General features: G+C 65.7%; 17 protein-coding genes and 4 tRNA genes. 7 read left to right on the top strand and 14 right to left on the bottom strand.

The annotated features are described in order from the left end of the window. Positions 1–394: 394 nt before the first annotated feature. The 3 genes from BG61_RS09620 to gloB all read right to left on the bottom strand — a co-directional run bounded on the left by BG61_RS09620 (position 395) and on the right by gloB (position 4381). A complete protein-coding gene (locus BG61_RS09620; protein WP_035925337.1) occupies positions 395–1627 on the bottom strand; it encodes an MFS transporter in 1233 nt (410 codons plus the stop codon). A 136-nt stretch (positions 1628–1763) separates the two neighbouring features. Beyond that, positions 1764–3419, bottom strand: coding sequence for a transglycosylase SLT domain-containing protein (locus BG61_RS09615; protein ID WP_035925583.1), 1656 nt, complete (start codon positions 3417–3419; stop codon positions 1764–1766). 158 nt (positions 3420–3577) lie between these two features. Next, positions 3578–4381, bottom strand: a complete 804-nt coding sequence (gene gloB / locus BG61_RS09610; protein WP_035925340.1) for a hydroxyacylglutathione hydrolase — start codon at positions 4379–4381, stop codon at positions 3578–3580. 29 nt (positions 4382–4410) lie between these two features. On the opposite strand from gloB, the gene BG61_RS09605 reads away from it, so the two are divergent. From BG61_RS09605 to BG61_RS09590, 4 genes are all read left to right on the top strand, one after another. After that, positions 4411–5259 carry a methyltransferase domain-containing protein gene (locus BG61_RS09605; RefSeq protein WP_035925342.1) on the top strand — a complete coding sequence of 283 codons (849 nt, stop codon included), beginning with the start codon at positions 4411–4413 and terminating at the stop codon, positions 5257–5259. After that, a complete protein-coding gene (gene rnhA / locus BG61_RS09600; protein WP_035925345.1) occupies positions 5259–5714 on the top strand; it encodes a ribonuclease HI in 456 nt (151 codons plus the stop codon). The genes BG61_RS09605 and rnhA overlap by 1 nt, the downstream gene beginning before the upstream one ends. 21 nt (positions 5715–5735) lie before the next feature. Beyond that, complete coding sequence (gene dnaQ, locus BG61_RS09595) at positions 5736–6473, top strand: DNA polymerase III subunit epsilon (RefSeq protein WP_035925347.1); 738 nt, start codon at positions 5736–5738, stop codon at positions 6471–6473. A gap of 66 nt (positions 6474–6539) precedes the next feature. Then, positions 6540–6614, top strand: a tRNA-Val gene (locus BG61_RS09590). 90 nt (positions 6615–6704) lie between these two features. On the opposite strand, the gene BG61_RS09585 is transcribed toward BG61_RS09590, so the two are convergent. From BG61_RS09585 to BG61_RS09575, 3 genes are all read right to left on the bottom strand, one after another. Beyond that, positions 6705–7178: a DUF2214 family protein gene (locus tag BG61_RS09585; protein WP_035925352.1), complete on the bottom strand. Its 474-nt coding sequence runs from the start codon at positions 7176–7178 to the stop codon at positions 6705–6707. A gap of 149 nt (positions 7179–7327) precedes the next feature. Continuing rightward, complete coding sequence (locus tag BG61_RS09580) at positions 7328–8152, bottom strand: hypothetical protein (protein WP_035925353.1); 825 nt, start codon at positions 8150–8152, stop codon at positions 7328–7330. A gap of 261 nt (positions 8153–8413) precedes the next feature. Beyond that, complete coding sequence (locus tag BG61_RS09575) at positions 8414–9478, bottom strand: glycosyltransferase family 4 protein (RefSeq protein ID WP_035925356.1); 1065 nt, start codon at positions 9476–9478, stop codon at positions 8414–8416. Between the two features lie 883 nt (positions 9479–10361). Between BG61_RS09575 and BG61_RS09570 the strand changes: the two genes are divergently transcribed. After that, positions 10362–12173 carry an ABC transporter ATP-binding protein gene (locus BG61_RS09570; RefSeq protein WP_035941636.1) on the top strand — a complete coding sequence of 604 codons (1812 nt, stop codon included), beginning with the start codon at positions 10362–10364 and terminating at the stop codon, positions 12171–12173. Positions 12174–12246: 73 nt separating this feature from the next. On the opposite strand, the gene otsA is transcribed toward BG61_RS09570, so the two are convergent. Further along, positions 12247–13629 (bottom strand): alpha,alpha-trehalose-phosphate synthase (UDP-forming), encoded by a 1383-nt coding sequence (gene otsA / locus BG61_RS09565; RefSeq protein WP_035925361.1) that lies wholly within the window; start codon positions 13627–13629, stop codon positions 12247–12249. Next, a complete protein-coding gene (gene otsB, locus BG61_RS09560; protein WP_035925363.1) occupies positions 13626–14378 on the bottom strand; it encodes a trehalose-phosphatase in 753 nt (250 codons plus the stop codon). Before otsB ends, otsA begins: the two co-directional genes overlap by 4 nt. Before the next feature lie 303 nt (positions 14379–14681). Here otsB and BG61_RS09555 point away from each other — a divergent pair, with 303 nt between their 5' ends. Together BG61_RS09555 and BG61_RS09550 are read left to right on the top strand one after the other, a co-directional pair. Continuing rightward, positions 14682–15302 carry an SCO family protein gene (locus BG61_RS09555; protein ID WP_035925366.1) on the top strand — a complete coding sequence of 207 codons (621 nt, stop codon included), beginning with the start codon at positions 14682–14684 and terminating at the stop codon, positions 15300–15302. Then, complete coding sequence (locus BG61_RS09550; RefSeq protein WP_035925586.1) at positions 15302–16267, top strand: cytochrome c oxidase assembly protein; 966 nt, start codon at positions 15302–15304, stop codon at positions 16265–16267. The genes BG61_RS09555 and BG61_RS09550 overlap by 1 nt, the downstream gene beginning before the upstream one ends. Here the strand turns inward: BG61_RS09550 and BG61_RS09545 are convergent. The 6 genes from BG61_RS09545 to uvrC form a co-directional block, all read right to left on the bottom strand. Next, entirely contained in the window at positions 16186–16668 is a 483-nt protein-coding gene (locus BG61_RS09545; protein ID WP_035925368.1) for a GNAT family N-acetyltransferase, read from the bottom strand. The two genes, BG61_RS09550 and BG61_RS09545, sit on opposite strands and share 82 nt — an antisense overlap. A 130-nt stretch (positions 16669–16798) precedes the next feature. Beyond that, positions 16799–16872 (bottom strand) — tRNA-Cys (locus BG61_RS09540). An 83-nt stretch (positions 16873–16955) separates the two neighbouring features. Next, a tRNA-Gly gene (locus BG61_RS09535) sits at positions 16956–17031 on the bottom strand. A 64-nt stretch (positions 17032–17095) separates the two neighbouring features. Continuing rightward, positions 17096–17171 (bottom strand) — tRNA-Gly (locus BG61_RS09530). 165 nt (positions 17172–17336) lie between these two features. Beyond that, on the bottom strand, positions 17337–17933 hold the full coding sequence (gene pgsA, locus BG61_RS09525; protein ID WP_035925371.1) for a CDP-diacylglycerol--glycerol-3-phosphate 3-phosphatidyltransferase: 597 nt from the start codon (positions 17931–17933) through the stop codon (positions 17337–17339). Positions 17934–18048: 115 nt separating this feature from the next. Beyond that, positions 18049–20190, bottom strand: coding sequence for an excinuclease ABC subunit UvrC (gene uvrC / locus BG61_RS09520; RefSeq protein ID WP_035925374.1), 2142 nt, complete (start codon positions 20188–20190; stop codon positions 18049–18051). Between the last annotated feature and the right edge of the window lie 164 nt (positions 20191–20354).

Here is a 20354-nt window from a genome sequence, read left to right as displayed (position 1 = left end):
GGGAACACCCTGTTGCCGACCTGTCTCTCCGACTTCTGGGGGTTGCGCGCAGCCTGTTTGATGGCGCACGCAGACCCGCATCGCGTGAATCGCAGTCGGGGCGCAGGGCTCGCGGCGGTTGCTGGCGCGCTCGCCCGCTCGGATGGCGGACAGTCGGCACAGGGGGCTCGGCGGCATGCGGCGCGTGCTACGGAACGCGGCGGATGAACGGTGTGTGGGAGGTAGGCGCTAGGGTGCGGGTTGATATGCTCAAACCTTCGAATTATAGCGTGAAACCACCCTTTCTGCCAAATTTGAGACGCTTGTGATGCAAGACGCGTTCCAGGAAGGTGCCTGGAACGCGTCTGGACGCCGGGCGCCGGGCGCCGGGCGCCGCCGCCCGAGTCGCAAGCTATTACGAGACGGCGCGCTCGGTCTTGTGCAGCACGCGGCTCGGCAGGACGTACCAGATCGCGCTCGCGATCTGCAGCGCGATCAGCACGCCCCACACCCGCAGGTGCGCCGCCGCCGGGTAATGCCCGCCTTCGGTCGGCCAGAGGGACAGAACCGCGCCGATCCCTACCTGGAACCCGAAGATCAGCACGAAGATGACGAGCGTGAGCGTCGTGTTGGTGCGGCCGATCATGTGCGACGGAAAATACTCGGCCATGATCGCGTAGCTCAGGATGCCGGTGCCGCCGAAAATCCCGTAGGCGGCCAGGAGCACCGCCGGGGGCAACGGCGCGCGCACGAGCATCAGCACCTGGACGACCACGTAAAGCGCCATGCCGATGCCGCAGAACGCGTACACGGACACCCCCTTGCGCTCCAGGCTGCGCGCCGCCGCGCCGAAGCCGATGCAGCCGAGCATCATCGCAAAGCCGAGCAGCGACACGAGCGCCGCGGAGTGGCTCGCCGAGAGCCCCATCACGTCGAGCAGATACGGGCGGATCCAGAGCGACTGCATCGCGTAGAAAACGCCCTGCGTCACGACCGAAAACGACGCGATCTTCCAGAACGCCGGGCTTTTCAGGATGTGCCAGGTGCCCTTGAACTGCGTGACGATGTCGGCCTGATGGCGGGCCTCGCGCTTGTCGGGGGCGAACAGAAGGATCGCGAGCGCGACGACCAGCGTGAACAGCACGAGCCCCGCGCAGACGGCGCGCCAGCTCGTGAATGCGAGCAGCGAGGCGAGCGGTGAGCCGACGACCACGCCGCCCAGCCCGCCCATCGCCATCGTCAAGCCGTTGACGAGCGGCAGGCGCGCCACCGGAAAGTGCTGCGCCGACGCCTTGAACGCCGCGCTCAGGCACACGGAAACGCCCACGCCGATCAGGAGGCGCCCGGCCATCATGCCGGCGAGCCCATGCGACGCGCCGAACACCCCGATGCCGAGCGCGGCGAAAACGAGCATGCCAGCCGTCACGCGGCGCGGCCCGAAGTGGTCGAGCAGCACGCCAACCGGGATTTGTGCGAGCGCGAAGCCGATGAAATAGAGCGAGGTCAGGAGGCCGAGGTCGGCCGCGGACAGGCCGAGTTCGTGCGTAATGAGGGGGGCGAAGCCGAGATTGACGCCCCGGAACACATACGAGACGAAATATCCGGCGGCGAACAGGAAAAAGACACGCAGGCGAGCCGAGGACGTCATTCGATGCAGCCGCTTTTTGACTTTAAAGCAGGAGTTTAACTGCTGCACCAAAATGGAAACGCCGTCACCTTGGTGACGGCGTGGGATAAGGCTCGTGGCGGGCTGGCTCCGCGCGCCGCGCGGCTTATTTGCCGGCTTATTTGCCAGCTTTCGTCGACTTCCTGGACGTGCCGGTCGTCGCTTTCGAGGTTTTCACGACGGCCGGCTTTGCCGGCTTCGAATCGTCGCCCTTGCTCGACACGCGGGTGACCTTGCCGGCGGATTTCGCAGACGATTTCCCGCCAGCCGAAGACTTTGACTCCGGCACGCGCGTGCCGATCCTCGTCACGCGGCCAGTGGAGCGGCTCGACGCCGACACGGTTTCCAGGCGCACCGGACCCGGTTCCGCCGGAACCGCACGGCCCACGGGCACGTGCAGCACGATCACCTGCCCCGGCATGATCGTGTCGCGGCGCGTGCGGTTCCACGCCCTCACCTGCCCGACCGAGACGTTGTAACGGTCGGCGAAGGTCGCGACGGACTGCTGGCGGCGCACACGGATCAGCATCTTGCGGGTGTCGGGCACGTCCGGCTCGACGGCGAGCACGGCGCTTTCGGCCACGTCGGCGCTGATGTCCTCGTCATCGTCGTCGTTGCGCGGGACGACGATCGTCGAGCCCGGCTTCAGGCGCATGCCCGCGGGAATGCGGTTGACCGACATCAGCGTGTCGGCATCGACACCGATCTTCTCCGCGATCGCCGCCGGCCGCGAGCGCTCGGTCACGGTGTACGTCGTCCAGGACGACAGCGCGCCCGTGTACGACTTCAGGTTGCGCTGAAAGGCGGTGGCGTTGTCGAAGGGCAGCAGGATCTGCGGATTCGTCGCGCCGAGAATGACCGGCTTCGAGAACGACGGATTCAGCGAGCGGAATTCATCGACCGACATGCCGGCGAGCTTCGAGGCCATCGTGACGTCGATGTCGCGCGAGGTCGTGACCGTGACGAAATACGGGTGATTCGGGATTTCGGGAAGCGTGAGGCCATACATCTGCGGATTCGCGACGATGTTCTTCACCGCCTGCAGCTTCGGCACGTAGTTGCGCGTCTCGTTCGGCATGCGCAGGCTCTGGTAGTCGGTGGGCAGCCCCGCCGCCTCGTTGCGCGCGATCGCGCGCTGCACGTTGCCCTCGCCCCAGTTGTACGCGGCGAGCGCGAGATGCCAGTCGCCGAACATGTCGTGCAGGCGCGTGAGGTAGTCGAGGGCCGCGCTCGTCGACGCCAGCACGTCGCGCCGCTCGTCCTGCCACATGTTCTGCTTCAGGTTGTAGTCGCGGCCCGTGCCCGGCACGAACTGCCACATGCCGGCCGCCTTCGCCACCGACAGCGCCTGCGGATTGAACGCCGATTCGATGAACGGCAGGAGCGCGAGCTCGGTCGGCATGTGCCGCGCCTCCAGCTCCTCGACGATGTGATACAGATACTTCTGCGAGCGGCCCGTCATGCGCTCGACGTAGTCCGGGCGCTGCGCGTACCAGCTCACCTGCATGTCGACGAGGTCGCTCTGCAGGTCGGGAATCTGGAACCCGCGGCGAATGCGGCCCCAGAGATCGGCGTCGCCGCCCGAGAGCGAATCGACGGACGTCTTGTCGACGTTGATCGTTTCCTTGGCGGCGGCGGTGCGGCGGATCGTGTCGGCTACTGCTTGCTGCTTCGAAGCGGATGGGAGTGATGAAAGGGAATTTGGCGCTGTCGGTCCCTGGCTGGCACAGGCTGCTAGCGTAAGGACGAGTAGCGCGCTAAGAATCTGTCGCATGAACGTCTCGGATTCCAAAAATTAAGCTTGGAAATTTGGAGCCGATGGTACGGAAGCGCATCGTGGTCGTCAATAAAAAAGAGGGAAAACCAAGCAAAATCCGACGACTGGCGACGTTTCCAATGTTTCGGATGAAGTTAGCCACAACTTCGTGCGGGTTAGCGAAACTTGTCCTTCCAGCCGCGCATCAGCCGGAACGCATCGAGCCGGTCGGACACCGGGTGATTGAAATGCGCGGCGAGCGTGCTCTGAATGGCGGCGTCGCCGACACGCAGGAACGGATTGACCGCCTTCTCGTGGCCGATCGTCGTGGGCAGCGTCGGCTTGCCGGCCTCGCGCAGCGCCTGCGCGTCTTCCTGCCACTGTGCGAGCGCGCCGTTCGCCGGCTCGCAGGCACGCGCGAAGCGAATGTTCGAGAGCGTATATTCGTGCGCGCAGTGGACTTGCGTGGTGTCGGGAAGTGCGGCGAGCGCGTCGAGCGATGCCAGCATCTGCTGCGCCGTGCCTTCGAACAGCCGCCCGCAACCGCTCGCGAAGAGCGTGTCGCCGCAGAACAGATGCGGTGTGCCGCCGGAATCGGCTGCCTGAAAGTACGCGATGTGGCCCGCGGTGTGCCCGGGAACGTCGATCACCGACACCTCGAGCGCCGGGCTTTCGATGCGCACCCGGTCGCCCTCCTTCAGGCGCGCGCTCAGATGGTCGATTCGCTCGCCGGCCGGGCCGTAGACGGGAATGCCGCCATCGTCCGAACGGCCGGCAAGCAGTTCCTCGACACCGCCGACGTGGTCGTGATGATGGTGCGTGAGTAAAATAGCGGTCAACCGCCAGCCGCGTTTCGCGAGATACGCCTCAACCGGCCCGGCGTCACCCGGATCGACGACGACTGCGTCGCGACCGTCCGACACGAGCCAGATGTAGTTGTCCTCGAACGCCGGAACCGGCACGTATTCAAGTGTTTTCATAGCGAGTTCTTCAAGGCGGCAATTCGAACATGTCTGACCGATCGATTATAGACTGGCCCGCCTGGACAGGCTCTGCGCCCGGACGCTACGTGCTCGACTGGGAACAGGCGCAACTCGATCGCGTGGTTTCCGACATTTTCGGCTACCACGCGCTGCAGCTCGGCATGCCGCAGCTCGACGCCCTGCGCGAAAACCGCATGACCGGCCGTGCGCTCGTGCTCGACGCCGCGAGCGGCGCGAGCGCGCCGTACACATACCCGGCGGGCGCCGCCGCGGCGAATGCGCGGCCGGGCGTCGCGTCGCTGCCGTCGGCGAATCGCGGCGTGCATGCGCCGGAGGGACGCAGCACGGTCTGGTGCGACCTGCTCGACCTGCCGTTCGAGGCCCAGAGCGTCGATCTGCTCGTGCTGCCGCACACGCTGGAATTCACGGGCGATCCGCACCGCCTGCTGCGCGAGGCCGAACGCGTGCTGATGCCGGAAGGCCAGCTGATCATCCTCGGCTTCAATTCGCTCAGCCTCTGGGGCGCGCGGCAGTCGCTCGGCAACGTCGCCGGACGGCCGTTCGTGCCGGCCGCGCATGAAATGATCGCGTTCACGCGCATCAAGGACTGGATCAAGCTGCTCGGCTTCGACCTTGAACGCGGGCGCTTCGGCTGCTATCGTCCGCCGCTCGTCACCGACAAGTGGCTCCAGCGCTATCAGTTCATGGAAGCCGCCGGCGATCGCTGGTGGCCCATCTTCGGCGCGGCCTACATGATCACGGCGATCAAGCGCGTGCGCGGCATGCGCCTGATCGGCCCGCGCAAGCTGAAGAAACCCGCACTCGCGCCGGGGCTCGCCCCGGTCGCGGCCCCGCACACACGCAACGAGCATTGATGACTTCAGACTCCTCAAAGGTAATTGACATCTACACCGACGGCGCCTGCAAGGGCAACCCGGGCCCCGGCGGCTGGGGCGCCCTCCTTCGCTTCGGCTCGCAGGAAAAGGAAATCTTCGGCGGGGAAGCCGCCACCACCAACAACCGCATGGAACTGATGGCCGTGATCGCCGCGCTCGAGGCGCTCAAGCGGCCGTGCCACGCCGTGATCCACACCGATTCGCAATACGTGCAGAAAGGCATCAGCGAATGGATCCATGGCTGGAAAAAGAAGGGCTGGATGACGGCCGCGAAAACGCCGGTCAAGAACGCCGACCTCTGGAAGCGGCTCGACGCGCTCGTCGGGCAGCACCAGATCGAATGGCGCTGGGTCAAGGGCCACGCAGGTCATCCTGAAAACGAACGCGCCGATGCGCTCGCCAACCGCGGCGTGACATCGCTCGCCGACAGCTAATCAGCCAACCGAACCAAGCCAATGCGCCAACTCGTACTCGATACCGAAACCACCGGCCTCAATGCCCGCACGGGCGACCGCATCATCGAAATCGGCTGCGTCGAGCTGATCAACCGACGGCTCACCGGCAACAACCTGCACTTCTACATCAATCCGGGACGCGACAGCGACCCGGGCGCGCTCGCGGTCCACGGCCTCACCACGGAATTCCTGAGCGACAAGCCCAGGTTCGCCGAGATCGCGGCCGAACTGCGCCACTTTCTCGCGGACGCGGAACTGATCATCCACAACGCGCCGTTCGACATCGGCTTTCTCGACGTCGAATTCGGGCTGCTCGGCCTGCCGAAGATGGCCGACGTGTGCGGCGGCGTGATCGACACGCTCGTGCAGGCGAAGCAGATGTTCCCGGGCAAACGCAATTCGCTCGATGCGCTCTGCGACCGCTTCGGCATCAGCAATGCGCACCGTACGCTGCACGGCGCGCTGCTCGACTCGGAGTTGCTCGCGGAGGTGTATCTCGCGATGACGCGCGGCCAGGAGAGCCTCGTCATCGACATGCTCGGGGATGTGCCCGCGGCCGGTGCGGCGCTCTCGCCGCGCATCGCGCTAGACGGACTGGATCTGCGGGTGATCGTGGCGAGCGCCGACGAACTCACCGCCCACGATGCCGTGCTCAGCGACCTCGACCGTGCCGTCAAAGGCACGAGCGTATGGCGCACGGAACCGGCCGTGGTGGAAAATGCCGAGGCGGCCGCCTAGATTCGTGCATTGCTTTAAAGAATCGCTAGACGAACGCGGATAGCTCTGACATAATCTCGTTTCTTCGGGTGGTTAGCTCAGCGGTAGAGCACTGCCTTCACACGGCAGGGGTCACTGGTTCGATCCCAGTACTACCCACCACGATAGAGGAAGGTGCTCCGGTTTTCAGGGCACCTTCCGGAAAACCCCGGCCCCGAAAGGCACCGGGGTTTTTTATTGTTCGCGTGCGCCCTACCCCGCCCAGATCCCCCGCGCCATCCCGCTCGCGGCAATCACCATCACGATCACGAGCCCGGCTTCGAGGTCGCTCATCCACGCAAAGCGCCTCGCGCGCCCGAGATCGACCGCGCCGCCCTGGCGCGCGGCCACGCGCCAGCGGATGAGCGCCATCATCGGGGAAATCTCGATCACGAGGATCAGCACGAGCGCCGTCATCTTGAGGTGAAAGAGCGGCTCGTGCAGATAGTAGGCGCCGCCCTTCTCGAAGCCGCCGAAGGCGCGCATCGCGCCGGTGACGAGCAGGATCAGCGCGGTCACGCCCCAGACGCCGTCGGCACGGAACACGTCGCGCAGTCCGGCGGCGTTCGCGTGCAGCGAATTCGACGGATCGAGCCGCCGCAGCGCACGGGCCCGCGAAAGCACCGACGCCAGCGCGAATCCGAATGCAAGCAGATGAATGGCGGCCAGCAACCAGCGGATCAGCATGCTCCCTCCCTCTCTTGACGGAAAGACGTGAAGAAACTGACGTTCGTGTTGCGCGCGTGGCGAAGCGAATGGCAATCGCGTTCAGGCGTTCAGGCGGCCCCGGCGAGACGGGTCACGCGCGCGGGCCGCGGGCTCCGCTCAGCCGAAGCTCAAACCTGCCGCAAGGTGGCGTCGAGCGCGCGGGCGGCGTTGCGGTCGCCCTCGCTCGCGAGCGGTGCGCGAAACACCGTCGTGCGGTTGTGCCCCGCCGCCGCCGGCGAGTCCCACAGCAACTCCACCTTCGGCCGCCGCGAGAAGCCCCCGAGCCGCCTGCGCCGCGGCGCGGACGAGGGCGCCGGCGCAGGCGCCACGCTGGGTGCCCCCGGGGGCGTGTCGGCGGCAGGTTCGGCCTGCGGCCACTTCACCGACAACTCGCGGGCATCGTACTGCCCGACCTTGCGGCTCTCGGCCCAGACGACGGCGGTGCGCGTCATCGGATCCAGCGAAATGGCATAACGGCCGATCGCGAAACGCCGCGCGGCGACATTCGTGCGCCACAGCGCGCGCGGGCGGCAGATCCACATCACGACGGCGTACAGCGCGGGCGCGACGGCGAGCCATCCGTTGGTCTCGGCAAGCGCGTGCACGACGCGCCGCCAGCCGGCCTGCCATGTGAAGGCCCCCACGGAAAACACCGCGAATCCGAACGTCAGGAGCGCGAGCAGGCGCAGCGCCTGACGCAGCCATTGCGGCAACGGATGCAGCGGACGCTCGGCGCGCGCGCGCGCGCCCGGCAGGAACACAAGAAGGAATATCAGGACGAGATTGATGCAGGCCCACGGCGAGGACGTCATCGCGCGCAGCGACGACAGGTAGCCCATCTGCGACATCGAAAAGAGCCAGCGCGCGACAAGCACGAGTCCGATCGCCCGCAGCGCGAAAACTGTGCCGGCGCCCGGGGCCGGGCTCGCGCTGGTTTGCTTCGTTCTCGCCAAAAGTCAGCTCCTCTGCACGGTTGATGCGCGGCGCGCGCCACGAAGGGCCGCAACGGACCACGGTCCGCCCCGCTTTGCGCGGAGCCCGGACATTATAGGGAGATTGCGCGGGGCGCCATGGATTTCGTGCCCGCGCGCAGGCTTTCGAACTGAAAGCGTGTGCGCATGACAACGCCCCGGGCGCCGTGAGGCGCGCGGGGCGTTGTCGTTCAGGCGGATTTCCGCGACGCTCCGGCGTGAGACCTGGACCGTGCAGCAGCCTTAGCCGGCGTTGACTTCGCGCAGCACCGTGCGGCGCTTCTGGCGCAGCAGCTCTTCATACGACTGCACGTAGCGGTCGGCCATGACCTTCGACGAGAAGCGCGTCTCGAAGGCGCGGCGCACTTTCGCGCGCGACAGAGTGTCGAGGCGCTTCACGGCGGCGATCGCGCTCAGTTCGTCTTCGACGACGAAGCCCGACACGCCGTTTTCGATCACTTCCGGCACCGAGCCGCGGTTGAACGCGATCACCGGCGTGCCGCAGGCCATTGCCTCGATCATGACGAGGCCGAAGGGCTCCGGCCAGTCGATCGGGAACAAGAGCGCGTGCGCGTTGCCGAGGAATTCGGTCTTCTGCTGCTCGTTGATCTCACCGATGTACTCGACGTGCGGCAGCGAGAAAAGCGGCTTGATCTGCTCTTCGTAGTAGGCGCGGTCGGCCTTGTCGAGCTTCGCAGCGATCTTGATCTTCATGCCGGCGGCTTCCGCGATGCGGATTGCGCGGTCGACGCGCTTTTCCGGCGAAATGCGGCCGAGAAACGCGAGATAACCCGGCTCGACGTTCGGAATCGGCTTCAGCAGGTTTTCCGGCAGGCCGTGATAGACCGTCGAAAGCCAGTTCGCCTGCGGCAGCGGCTGGCGCTGGTTGTCCGAGATCGAGACGACCGGCACGTCGCTGAACGTGTTGAAGATCGGCTGCAGTTCGGGCAGGTCGAGACGGCCGTGGAGCGTCGTCAGGAACGGCACCGGCTGGCGCGCGAACAGCGAAAACGGGTAGTAGTCGATGTGGAAATGCAGCACGTCGAATTCGTCGGCGCGGCGGCGGACTTCTTCGAGCAGCAGCATGTGCGGCGCCATCGTGTCGCGGATGGTCGGGTCGAGGCGCAGCGCCTGCGGCCAGAACGCTTCGAGCTTGGCCGACGTTTGCGAATCACCGCTCGCGAAGAGCGTGACGTCATGTCCGGCATCGACCAGGGCTTCAGTCAGATAGGACACCACGCGTTCGGTGCCGCCGTAGAGCTTCGGCGGAACTGCCTCGTGGAGGGGCGCGATTTGAGCGATTCGCATATCGGAGACTCCTAGTAAAAATTCAGGCTAAGGTGCTGCTTGTTGTGTCGGAAGCATCGGAAGCGAATCGCTCGGCTCGGGCGAATAGCCTGCCGCTCAGGTGTTGCCCGGGACGGCGTGCTGCTCGAGTGAAAAAGCGTGGGTTCGCTGATCACAGGTTTTTCGCGCGGATGGCTGACTAGAGCAATTCCGGTTCCATCTCTAAATTCGCCACGCACCTGCGGTAAACGCGTAAGTGGCGGACGGGTTGACCGGAACCTACAAAAACCTGTCAAAAATCCTAAGGGGAAACCCGACGCGGATTATGGACGTTTTTACACGAATGACGCGTACCCATTTCAACTTATTTACCTTGTTACAAAGGGGAAACACTTTGCAAACCCCTGTTTATTAAGGCTGTTCTACATTGTAGGGCGTATGTTCGCGCTCTCCGTGGCCATCCGCCAAAGGGTCGATTATCGCCCGTACTCACGGCTCCCCGCAGGATCCGGCTGGCCCGCGATATGCTCCGCCCTGCAATCGAAGCGGGGCAACGCGCTCCCGGCAGGCCGTGCAAGCGGGCCGCGCCGGTCCCGTCAAGGCTCCTGAAGCGGGCGCCGAAGTGGCAGGGCGACGTGAAAATGCGTCGCCGCAACATGGCGCGCATTGCTTACAATGCGCCGCGCCCGAGCACCAGAGCGCGTCCGAAGCCGAACGCGCAGCATGCGGAAAAGCCGTCCGACAGGCGATTTGCCTTCTTTGGCCGGCCACTTTACTGGCTACAATTCAGCCATGGACCCGCACGCTGAGACACACGACGGCGCTGCGTCGCTTTTTCGAGACGTCAGCGGCACCGAATCAGGCGCAACACAAGCTCAACCGCCCTACGACCAAAAACCACCAATTGGACCAACTCACCGTCTCCCAGCGTAACGCGCACAACGCCAAGCTAGCGAGCTACGCGCATCGCCCGCTCGCGTTTCTGCTCCGTTACATCCGCCGCCACCCGATCGCCCACGCCACCGTGCTCACCAGCGTGTTCGCCGCGGTCGGATGCGCGCTCGCCTCGCAGTACGCGATCAAGCACCTGATCGACGTGCTCGGCCAGGGCCGCGGACACCCGGGCGCCCTGTGGGGCGCGTTCATGATCCTCGTCGGGCTGATCGCCGCCGACAACCTGCTGTGGCGGGTCGGCGGCTGGGTCGGCGCGCATGCGTTCGTCACCGTGACGGGCGACCTGCGCCGCGACCTGTTCCAGTACCTGAGCGGCCACTCGCCGACCTATTTCTCCGAAAAGCAGCCCGGCATGCTGGCGAGCCGGATCACGGCGACCTCGAACGCGATCTACACGTCCGAGAACGTGATGGCCTGGAACGTCCTGCCGCCGTGCATCGCGGTGCTGGGCGCGATCGTGATGATCGTGACCGTCAACCCGCTGATGGCGGGCGGCCTGATGGTCGCCTCGGCGATCCTCTCGTTCATCCTGTACCGGCTCGCGAAGCGCGGGTCCGCCCGGCACCACAATTTCGCGTCGAAGGCGGCGTCCGTCGACGGCGAACTCGTCGACGTGATCGGCAACATGGCGCTCGTGCGCGCGTTCGGCATGACGTTTCGCGAGCAGAAACGCTTCGGCTCGACCGTGAAGGCCGAGATGGTCGCACGCCAGCAAAGCCTGCTCTATCTGGAAAAGCTGCGGCTCTTTCACGCGGTCGTGACCGCGATCCTGTCGGCGGGCCTGCTCGGCTGGGCGCTGTGGCTCTGGTCGCAGGGCCGCGCGACTTCCGGGGACATCGTGCTCGTCAGCTCGCTCGGCTTCACGATCCTGCACGGCACGCGCGACCTGGCGGTGGCGCTCGTCGACGTGACGCAGCACGTCGCGCGCCTCTCGGAAGCGGTGCAGACACTGCTCGAGCCGCACGGCATGCCCGACCGCTCGGACGCGACGGAACTCGTGCCGCAGGGCGGGCGCGTCGATTTCGAAGGCGTGACGTTCGCGTATCCTCGCCGCCGGCCGATTCTCGACAACTTCCACCTGCACATCGAGCCGGGCCAGCGCGTCGGGCTGATCGGCAAGTCGGGGGCGGGCAAGTCGACCGTGCTCGCGCTGCTGCAACGCTTCTACGAGCCGCAGGGCGGCAGCATCAGGGTGGACGGGCAGGACATTTCGTCGATCACTCAGGACAGCCTGCGCCAGTCGATTGCGCTCGTGCCGCAGGACATCTCGCTCTTTCACCGCACGGTGTACGAGAACATCGCGTACGGACGCCCCGACGCGAGCCGCGAGGAAGTGTTCGCGGCGGCCCGCGAGGCGCGCTGCACCGATTTCATCGAGGCGATGCCGGAAGGATTCGACACGATCGTCGGAGATCGCGGCGTCAAGCTCTCGGGCGGACAGCGCCAGCGGATCGCGATTGCGCGGGCCATCCTGAAAAACGCGCCGATCCTGCTGCTCGACGAAGCGACCTCCGCGCTCGACAGCGCCTCCGAGGAAGCGATCCAGCAGGCGCTCGACCGGCTGATGGTGGGCCGCACGGTGATCGCGATTGCGCACCGGCTCTCGACGCTGCAGAATTTCGACCGGATCATCGTGATGAGCTCGGGCAAGGTGATTGACGACGGCACGCCCCAGGAGTTGCGCGACCGTCCGGGCCTCTACCGCGAGCTGCTCGCCAAGCAGCATGGAAAGCTGCCGTCGCTCGCGGTGTCCACGCAGTAGACAGCGCGATCCCGTCTTACGGGGCGGCAGTATCGCGCCCCTTCACCCGTCTTCGCACCGCCCTTGGATTGCGTCAGGCCGCCTTCAGGTCGCGCATGAAGTTGTCGCGCCACACCGACACGTTGTTCTCCCGCAGCGAAGCAAACATCTCCCGGTAGCGCGCCTGCCGCTCGCCGAGCGGCATCGCGAGCGCGGTGGCGAGCGCGTCGGCCATGCCGTCGATATCGAGCGGATTCACGATCAACGCTCCGCCCAGCTCACGCGCCGCCCCGGCGAACTGCGAGAGCACGAGCACGCCGGGATCGTCGGGGTCCTGCGCCGACACGTATTCCTTCGCCACGAGGTTCATTCCGTCGCGCAGCGGCGTGACGAACCCGACGTGCGCCTCGCGAAACAGCGCGGCGAGCACCGGGCGCTCGTACTGGCGGTGGATATAGCGAATCGGCGTCCAGTCGAGTTCCGCGTAGCGCCCGTTGATGCGCCCCGACTCGGCTTCCAGTTGCAGGCGGATGTCGCGGTAGGCGTCCATGTCGGCGCGCGTCGGCGGCGCGATCTGCAGGAACGACACGTTGTTGCGCTGCTGCGGCTGATGCTCGATGAGCCGCTCGAACGCGCGGAACCGCTCGACGAGCCCCTTCGAATAATCGAGCCGGTCCACGCTCATCACGAGCTTGCGCTCGTGCAGCGTCGCCTTGACGATCTTCACGTCGCGGCCGCTCTCGCCGTCTTTCGCGAGCGCGGCGATCTCGTCGGGATAGACGCCGATCGGATAGGCCGCGGCCTTCAGCGTCTTGCCGAACGCGCGGACGTCGTACGGCTTCGCCGCGTGACGCGTGAGCGTGCCGCCCGCCTCCGTCTCGACGTACTCGCAGAACGCGTGCAGGTCGGGCGCTGTCTGGAAGCCGAGCAGGTCGAATGAACAGAGCGCCTCGACAAGCTCGCGATGGCGCGGCACGGAAAGCAGAATCTGCGACGCCGGAAACGGAATGTGGAGGAAAAAACCAATCCGGTTCGCGACGCCGGTCTCGCGCAGCGCCTGCGCGAACGGAATCAGGTGATAGTCGTGGACCCAGATGACGTCGTCGGGCTTCAGAAGCGGCGCGAGCTGCCCGGCGAGCCAGCGGTTCACGCGGCAATAGCCGTCGAACTCGTGGCGGTCGAACTGAATCAGGTCCGGCCGGTAGTGAAACGCGGGCCAGAGCGTCGCGTTCGAAAAGCCGCGGTAGTACTGGTCGTAGTCGCGGCGCACGAGGCCGATGGTCGCGAACGTGACCGGCCCCCGTTCTTCGAGCCTGATCCCCGCCGGCGGCGCCGACAGCACGTCACCGCTCCAGCCGAACCACATGCCGCCGGTTTCCTTCAGTGCGTCGTAGACGCCGACCGCGAGGCCGCCCGCCGCCGGCCCGCCTTCGGAAATGGGCGCGACGCGATTCGAGACAATGATCAGACGACTCACGCCCGCGCCCCCGCCGTGCCCGCAATGACCTGCAGCCAGTCGAGGAACGCACCGACCGAGTCGACGCGCGCATGCGCGAGCGTGTCGCCCGCGCCCACCTTGATCGACATCCCGCCGACCTCGTTGACGACCGCGAAGCCCTTTTCGTCCGTCAGATCGTCGCCGACGAACACCGGCGTGCGGCCCGTGAACGGCGGCTCGCCCAGGAACGCGCGCACGGCGCGGCCCTTGTCGACGTCCTTCGGCTTGATTTCATAGACCATCTTGCCGGGCTGCAGCACGTAGGCGTCGGCGTACTCCTTCACGAGCCGCTCGGTCGCGGCACGCGCCGTCGGCTCGCGGTCGGGCGCGTTGCGAAAGTGCAGCGCGAGCGCCGCGCCCTTGATCTCGAGCAGCATGCCCGGATTGGCGTTCACCACGCGCTCGAGCGCATGCTCCATGCGCAGCAGCCGCTCGTCGTTGAAGCCGACGCGCTGCACGTCGCCATTCGAATCGCGCCGCTCGGCGCCGTGCAGGCCCGCGACGGGCAGATCGGGCATGCCGAGAAACGCATCGATGCTGTCGATGCCGCGCCCCGATACCACCGCCACCGCGCCGTTGGTCGCGCGCCGCAGCGACGCCAGGATGTCCGGCACGGTGCGCGGCACGACGATGCCGTCGGGCGTCGGGGCGAGTTCGACGAGCGTGCCGTCGAAATCGAAGAAAAAAGCCGTCTCGGCAAGAAACAGGGAACCAGGAAGGGTTTGCATCGAATATTTGCCTTTCAGCCGGAATTTGACCGGAAAAGTTTGCGCATATTACCGCGCATCGCCGCTCTTGCCGGAAAAGCGCGCCCGCGGGGCGCCGATCCGATCCGCGGTGCGAAGTCAACGGGCCGCGGCAGGCCGCAGCTTGCGATCACGCTTCGCTGCCCTTACAGCCTTATGCGGCGGGCCTGCGACAAAACGTCCCGATACCGGGATGATGCGCCGTCAAGACGGCAAAGGGGCCTATTTTGGGATAAAGTCGCCAGCCGGTGCAGCCCTGCTGCCCCGCATTCAATCGAGTTCGAAATGCCCTCTTTGTTCCAGCTTCGGCGCAAGGGCGCCCCCCTTGCCGCCGCGCTTTCGCTCTGCGCGCTCGTCGCCGGATGTTCGCGGCCCGCCGAGCCGTGGCGGCTGACCGATGTCAGCGGCCACCTGCCCGACCTGGATTTCTCGCTTGTCGACGACAGCGGCAAGGCCGTCGACGGCCGCTCGTTCGAAGGCCGCGCGACGCTCGTCTACTTCGGCTATACGCACTGCCCGGACGTCTGTCCCGAAACGATGGCGCGGCTGATGCAGGTTCTCCAGCAGGTCGGCGCCGACGCGAACCGCGTGCAGATCGTCTTCATCACCGTCGATCCGGCGCGCGACACACCCGCCGCGCTGCAGACCTACGTGCGCGCGTTCGACTCGAAGCACGCGGTGGGCCTCACGGGGACGGATGGCGAGATCGAATCGCTTGCGAAGCGCTATCGCGTGGCTTACCAGATGGAAAAGCGCGACCCGCGAGGCGACTACGAAGTCACGCACAGCTCGGCCGTCTACCTCTTCGATGCGCAGGGCCATGCGCGCCTGCTCGCCACCGACCGCGATTCCATCGACGCGATCGCCCACGACCTGCGGCGCGTAATCGATACGTCGAAATCATGATGCAGCCGATACTCTACTGGCTCGATCCCTGGGAACCGTCGCCGACGGTCGTCGTCGCCGTGCTGATCGCGGCCATCCTGTTCGCGCGGGGCGCGCGCCACGCGCGGGTGTCGCTCGCGCGGCGCATCGCGTTCTGGTTCGGCCTCGCCGCCATCTACATCGCGCTGCATACGCGGCTCGACTACTTCTTCGAGCACGAGTTCTTCATGCACCGGCTGCAGCATCTCGTGCTGCATCACCTCGGGCCGTTCTGCATCGTGCTCTCCTACCCCGGCGCCGCGTTGCGCGCGGGCATTCCGTTCCGCTGGCGGCAGCGATGGCTGCGCCCCGCGATGAACACGCGCAGCGCGCGCTTCGTGCTCGACGTGCTGTTCCATCCGGTGGTGGCGGTCGCGCTTTTCGTCGGGCTGATCTATTTCTGGCTGCTCTCGCCGATCCACTTCAAGGCGATGCTCGACTACCGGCTGTACCGCGCGATGAACTGGAGCATGGTGATCGACGGCCTCATGTTCTGGTGGCTCGTGCTCGACTCCCGGCCCGCTCCGCCGGCGCGTCTCGCACCGGGGCGGCGCATTCTCGTGGTAATCGCCGCGATTCCGCCGCAGATCCTGCTCGGCGCATACATCTTCTTCACGCCGCACGAGCTGTATCCGATCTACTCGATCTGCGGGCGCGCGTTCACGTGGATCAGCCCGATGCGCGATCAGCAGATCGGCGGGCTGCTGCTGTGGATTCCGGGGTCGATGATGAGCGTGATCGGCGCGCTGGTCGCGCTGAGGCACTGGCTGCGCTTGTCGGCCCGGTCGCGATTGCGCGGCGAGCGCAAGGTGGCCGCCGCGCCGGTGACCGCGTTGCGGTCGTCCGGAAACGGCGGAGGAACGACTCAGGGACGACCCATCCAGACGTGCGCGATGCCGTCTTCGTCGTGCACCTCGGAGATGGCGTCGAAACCGAACGCGCCATAGAACTTCTGCAGGTGCGCCTGCGCGTGCAGCCGGACGGGCTGCTGCGGCCACTGCTTCACGATGTGTTCGAGCGCGCGCTCGAGCATCGCGTTGCCGAGCTTCAGGCCGCGAAAGCCCGCCGTCGTGAGCACGCGGCCGATGCGGATATCGGTTTCCGATTCGTCCGGGTGGCCCGGCAGCAGCACGCGCAGATAGCCCGCCAGCACCGGGCGCTGCTCGCCTTCGCCATAGGCGAAGAGATGCCATGCATCGAGGTCGAGCCCGTCGACGTCGCCATACACGCAGTTCTGCTCGACGACGAACACCGCGCTGCGCGCGGCCAGCATGTCGTAGACCTCGGTGGCGGAGAGTGCCTGGAACGCCTTCCAGCGCCAGTCGAGTCGGGAGAGTTGTTCAGTCATGGTCGATCGCCCGCGGCGCGAGCCTGAAACCGCCCGGCCAGTGAAGAATTCGCAATTATGCCGCGCGCCCGAACGACGCAATACGGCCCCGCACAAAGAAAAAAGCCCTGACGAGTCAGGGCTTTTTTACTGGAGGCGCGAACCGGAGTCGAACCGGTCTAAACGGCTTTGCAGGCCGCTGCATAACCGCTTTGCTATCGCGCCGTAAGCGGTGTTGGTGTCGACCAGACTTCATGACATCCGGCCAGTCCACCAAACAAAAAGGGAAGCTCGGCTTCCCCTTTGATTGGAGCGGGAGACGAGTCTCGAACTCGCGACCTCAACCTTGGCAAGGTTGCGCTCTACCAACTGAGCTACTCCCGCATTGTCCTGCGATGTTACTGACTTGCTTGCCCCTGCTGCGCCATACACCAGGAACTTCAAAACCTGGAGCGGGAGACGAGTCTCGAACTCGCGACCTCAACCTTGGCAAGGTTGCGCTCTACCAACTGAGCTACTCCCGCACTGCTGTTCGTCTTGCTTCGCGTTTGCTGCTTAGCGCTTGACACTATGCGCTTGACCGCTCTGCGCTGTTTTGTTTAGCGCTCGCTCGACAGAAACGAGATTATGTAGAAGCCCAAGATGCGTGTCAATAGTTTTGTATGCGCCCTTTCTCGCTTCAGCGCAATTTATAGCATCCCGCCGCGCTCGCGAATCTGCGGCCATGCGAGCTTCATGTAGTACAGCATCGACCAGACGGTCAGGAACGCCGCGACATAGATGAGCCACAGGCCCCAGACGCGCGTATCGACGACGAACTGCGTGCCTGCAATCTTCAGCGGCCCATAGAAGAGCAGCATCGGAATGGCGACCATCTGGCACACGGTCTTGAACTTGCCGAGCGAATTCACGGCCACGCTCTTCGATGCCCCGATCTGCGCCATCCATTCGCGCAGCGCCGAAATCGTGATCTCGCGCCCGACGATGATGAGCGCGATCACCGCGTTCAGCCGCATCAGCTGCACGAGGACGAGCAGCGCGGCGGTGACCATCAGCTTGTCGGCGACGGGGTCGAGGAACGCGCCGAACGCCGATGTCTGATTGAGCTTGCGGGCGAGAAAACCATCGAACCAGTCGGTCAGCGCGGCGAGCACGAAGATGACCATCGCGAGCAGATTGCGGTGCTCGGGGCTCATCATCACGTCCGGCAGATAGAAAACGCCCACGACGAGCGGAATCAGCACGATTCGCAGCCACGTCAGGAAAATCGGTAGGTTGAACGGCATGGGCGGACGTGATCAACGTGTAAGGGAGGTGCCATTGTGCCGCGTCGACCCACATGTCACAAGGCGAGGTGCCTTGCCCACGCGGGGCCGGCGGCCCGTCGCTGCTCGGTGCGGATCAGTGCAGTTGCCGGTAAATCTGTTCGGCGAGCGCGAGCGAAATGCCTTCGACGCTCGCCAGATCCTCGACGCTCGCCGCCTGCACGCCGCGCAGCCCCCCGAAGCGCGAAAGGAGCCGCTGCCTGCGTTTCGCGCCGACGCCTTCGAGTTCCTCGAGCCGCGACGTCTGGCGCGTCTTCGCGCGTTTCGCGCGCATGCCGGTGATCGCGAAGCGGTGCGCCTCGTCGCGGATCTGCGCGACGAGCATCAGCGCCGCGCTTTCCTTGCCGAGTTCGAGCGGCCCGCGGCCGTCGGCGAAGATGAGCGTTTCCAGGCCGACCTTGCGCCCTTCGCCCTTCGCGACACCGACCAGCATGCCGCGATCGAGGCCCAGTTCCGCGAACACCTGGCGCGCGATCTCGACCTGGCCCTTGCCGCCGTCGATCAGCACGATGTTCGGCAGCAGGCCGCCCGCCGCGACGGGCTCTGCCGCATCGGTCGTGACGTCGGCATCGGCGGCGGACGCCGCGGCTGAGGATTGCAGCGCCGTGGCTTCGTCGGCGGCGTTGGCGGCGGCCTGCGCGAGCATCTTCTCGTAGCGGCGCGTGAGGACCTGGCGCATCGCGGCGTAGTCGTCGCCGGGCGTGATGCCGGTGATGTTGTAGCGCCGGTACTCGCCCGACTGCATCTTGTGATGGTGATACACGACGCACGACGCCTGCGTCGCCTCGCCCATCGTGTGGCTGATGTCGAAGCATTCGATGCGCAACTGCGCGAGATCGTCCATTTCCAGGCCGAGCGTTTCCGCAAGCGTGCGCGTGCGCGCCTGCTGCGAGCCCTGCTCGGAGAGCAGGCGCGCGAGCGCAAGCTTCGCGTTCTGTTCGGCCATCGAGAGCCACACGCGCTTTTGCCCCTGCGGCTGGCGCAGCACGGTGACCTTGTGCCCGGCCTGCTCGATCAAAAGATCGACGAGTTCGCGGCTCGACGGCGCGTGGCTCACGACCAGCACCGGCGGCACGCGGTTGCCGATGTAATGCTGCGCGATGAACGCCTCCAGCACCTCGGATTCGAGCGTGCCTTCGCGGGCAGCGGGTTCCTGCACGATTTCCTGAGCAGCTTCCTGCGCGCCGTCGTCGTCGCCGATAGCGGAAGACACTTCGACCACGTTCGTCTCTTCGAGCTGCCGGGCCGTCTCTTCGACGCCGACCTCCTCGACCACGATCTCCCCCACCGTTTCGATCAGCTCGCCTTCCTCGTCCTCGTCGCCACCGTCGCCGAGCGATATCGCCGCCTCGACGTGCGTCGGGAAATACGCCTTGTCCCCGAGATGCCGGCCGCCGCGCACCATCGCCAGATTCACGCACACCTTGCCGCCCAGCGCGACGACCGCGAGGATGTCGACGTCGTTGTCGCCGCCCACCTCGATAGCCTGCTGATGCAGCACGGTCGAAAGCGAACTCATCTGGTTGCGCACCGCCGCGGCCTGCTCGAACTTGAGCTCGGCGGCGAACGCATGCATTTTCTGCTCGAGCTCCCGCATCACTTCGCCCTGCCGGCCGAGCAGAAAGCGCGAGGCGTTCGCGACATCGCGCGCGTAATCCTCCTCGCTGACGAGCCCGACGCACGGCGCCGTGCAGCGCCCGATCTGATGCAGCAGGCACGGCCGCGTGCGGTTCGCGAACACCGAATCCTCGCAGGTGCGCAGCTGAAACACGCGCTGCAGGATCTGGATGCTCTCGCGCACCGCCCAGGCGCTCGGAAACGGGCCGAAGTACTGGTTCTTCTTGTCGACGGCGCCGCGGTAATACGCCATGCGCGGAAACTGATGGCCGGTCAGCTTCAGATAGGGATAGGACTTGTCGTCGCGAAACAGGATGTTGTAGCGCGGCGTCAGGGCCTTGATCAGATTATTCTCAAGCAACAGCGCTTCAGCCTCGGAACGCGTAACCGTCGTCTCAATCTTGCGGATGCGCGTGACCATCATCGCGATGCGCGGCGAATGCAGCGTCTTCGTGAAGTAGCTCGACACGCGCTTTTTCAGGTTGCGCGCCTTGCCGACGTACAGCACGTTGCCGTCGGCATCGTAGTAGCGGTACACGCCGGGCAGATGCGGCAACTGCGCGAGAGTCCCTTTCGGGTCGAAAACGTTGGTGTCTGTCATGCAGCGGATCAATGCGTAAAGTGCGGCACGGCGCCTGGCTGCGGGGCCTGCGGTCCGGCTCGCTGCGGGCTCGCTGCCGGCCGTGTCGTGAGGCTTGCTGTGAAGCAATCGGCGCTGTCTGTCGGGTAGCCCGACTTTCTTGCGAAAGCCGGGCCCCCCGAGAA

The sequence above is a fragment of the Caballeronia glathei genome (assembly GCF_000698595.1).
GTDB classification, from domain to species: Bacteria; Pseudomonadota; Gammaproteobacteria; order Burkholderiales; family Burkholderiaceae; genus Caballeronia; species Caballeronia glathei.
Note: the sequence above shows the minus strand (reverse complement) of the source record. Positions and strands in the feature narration are given on the sequence as shown.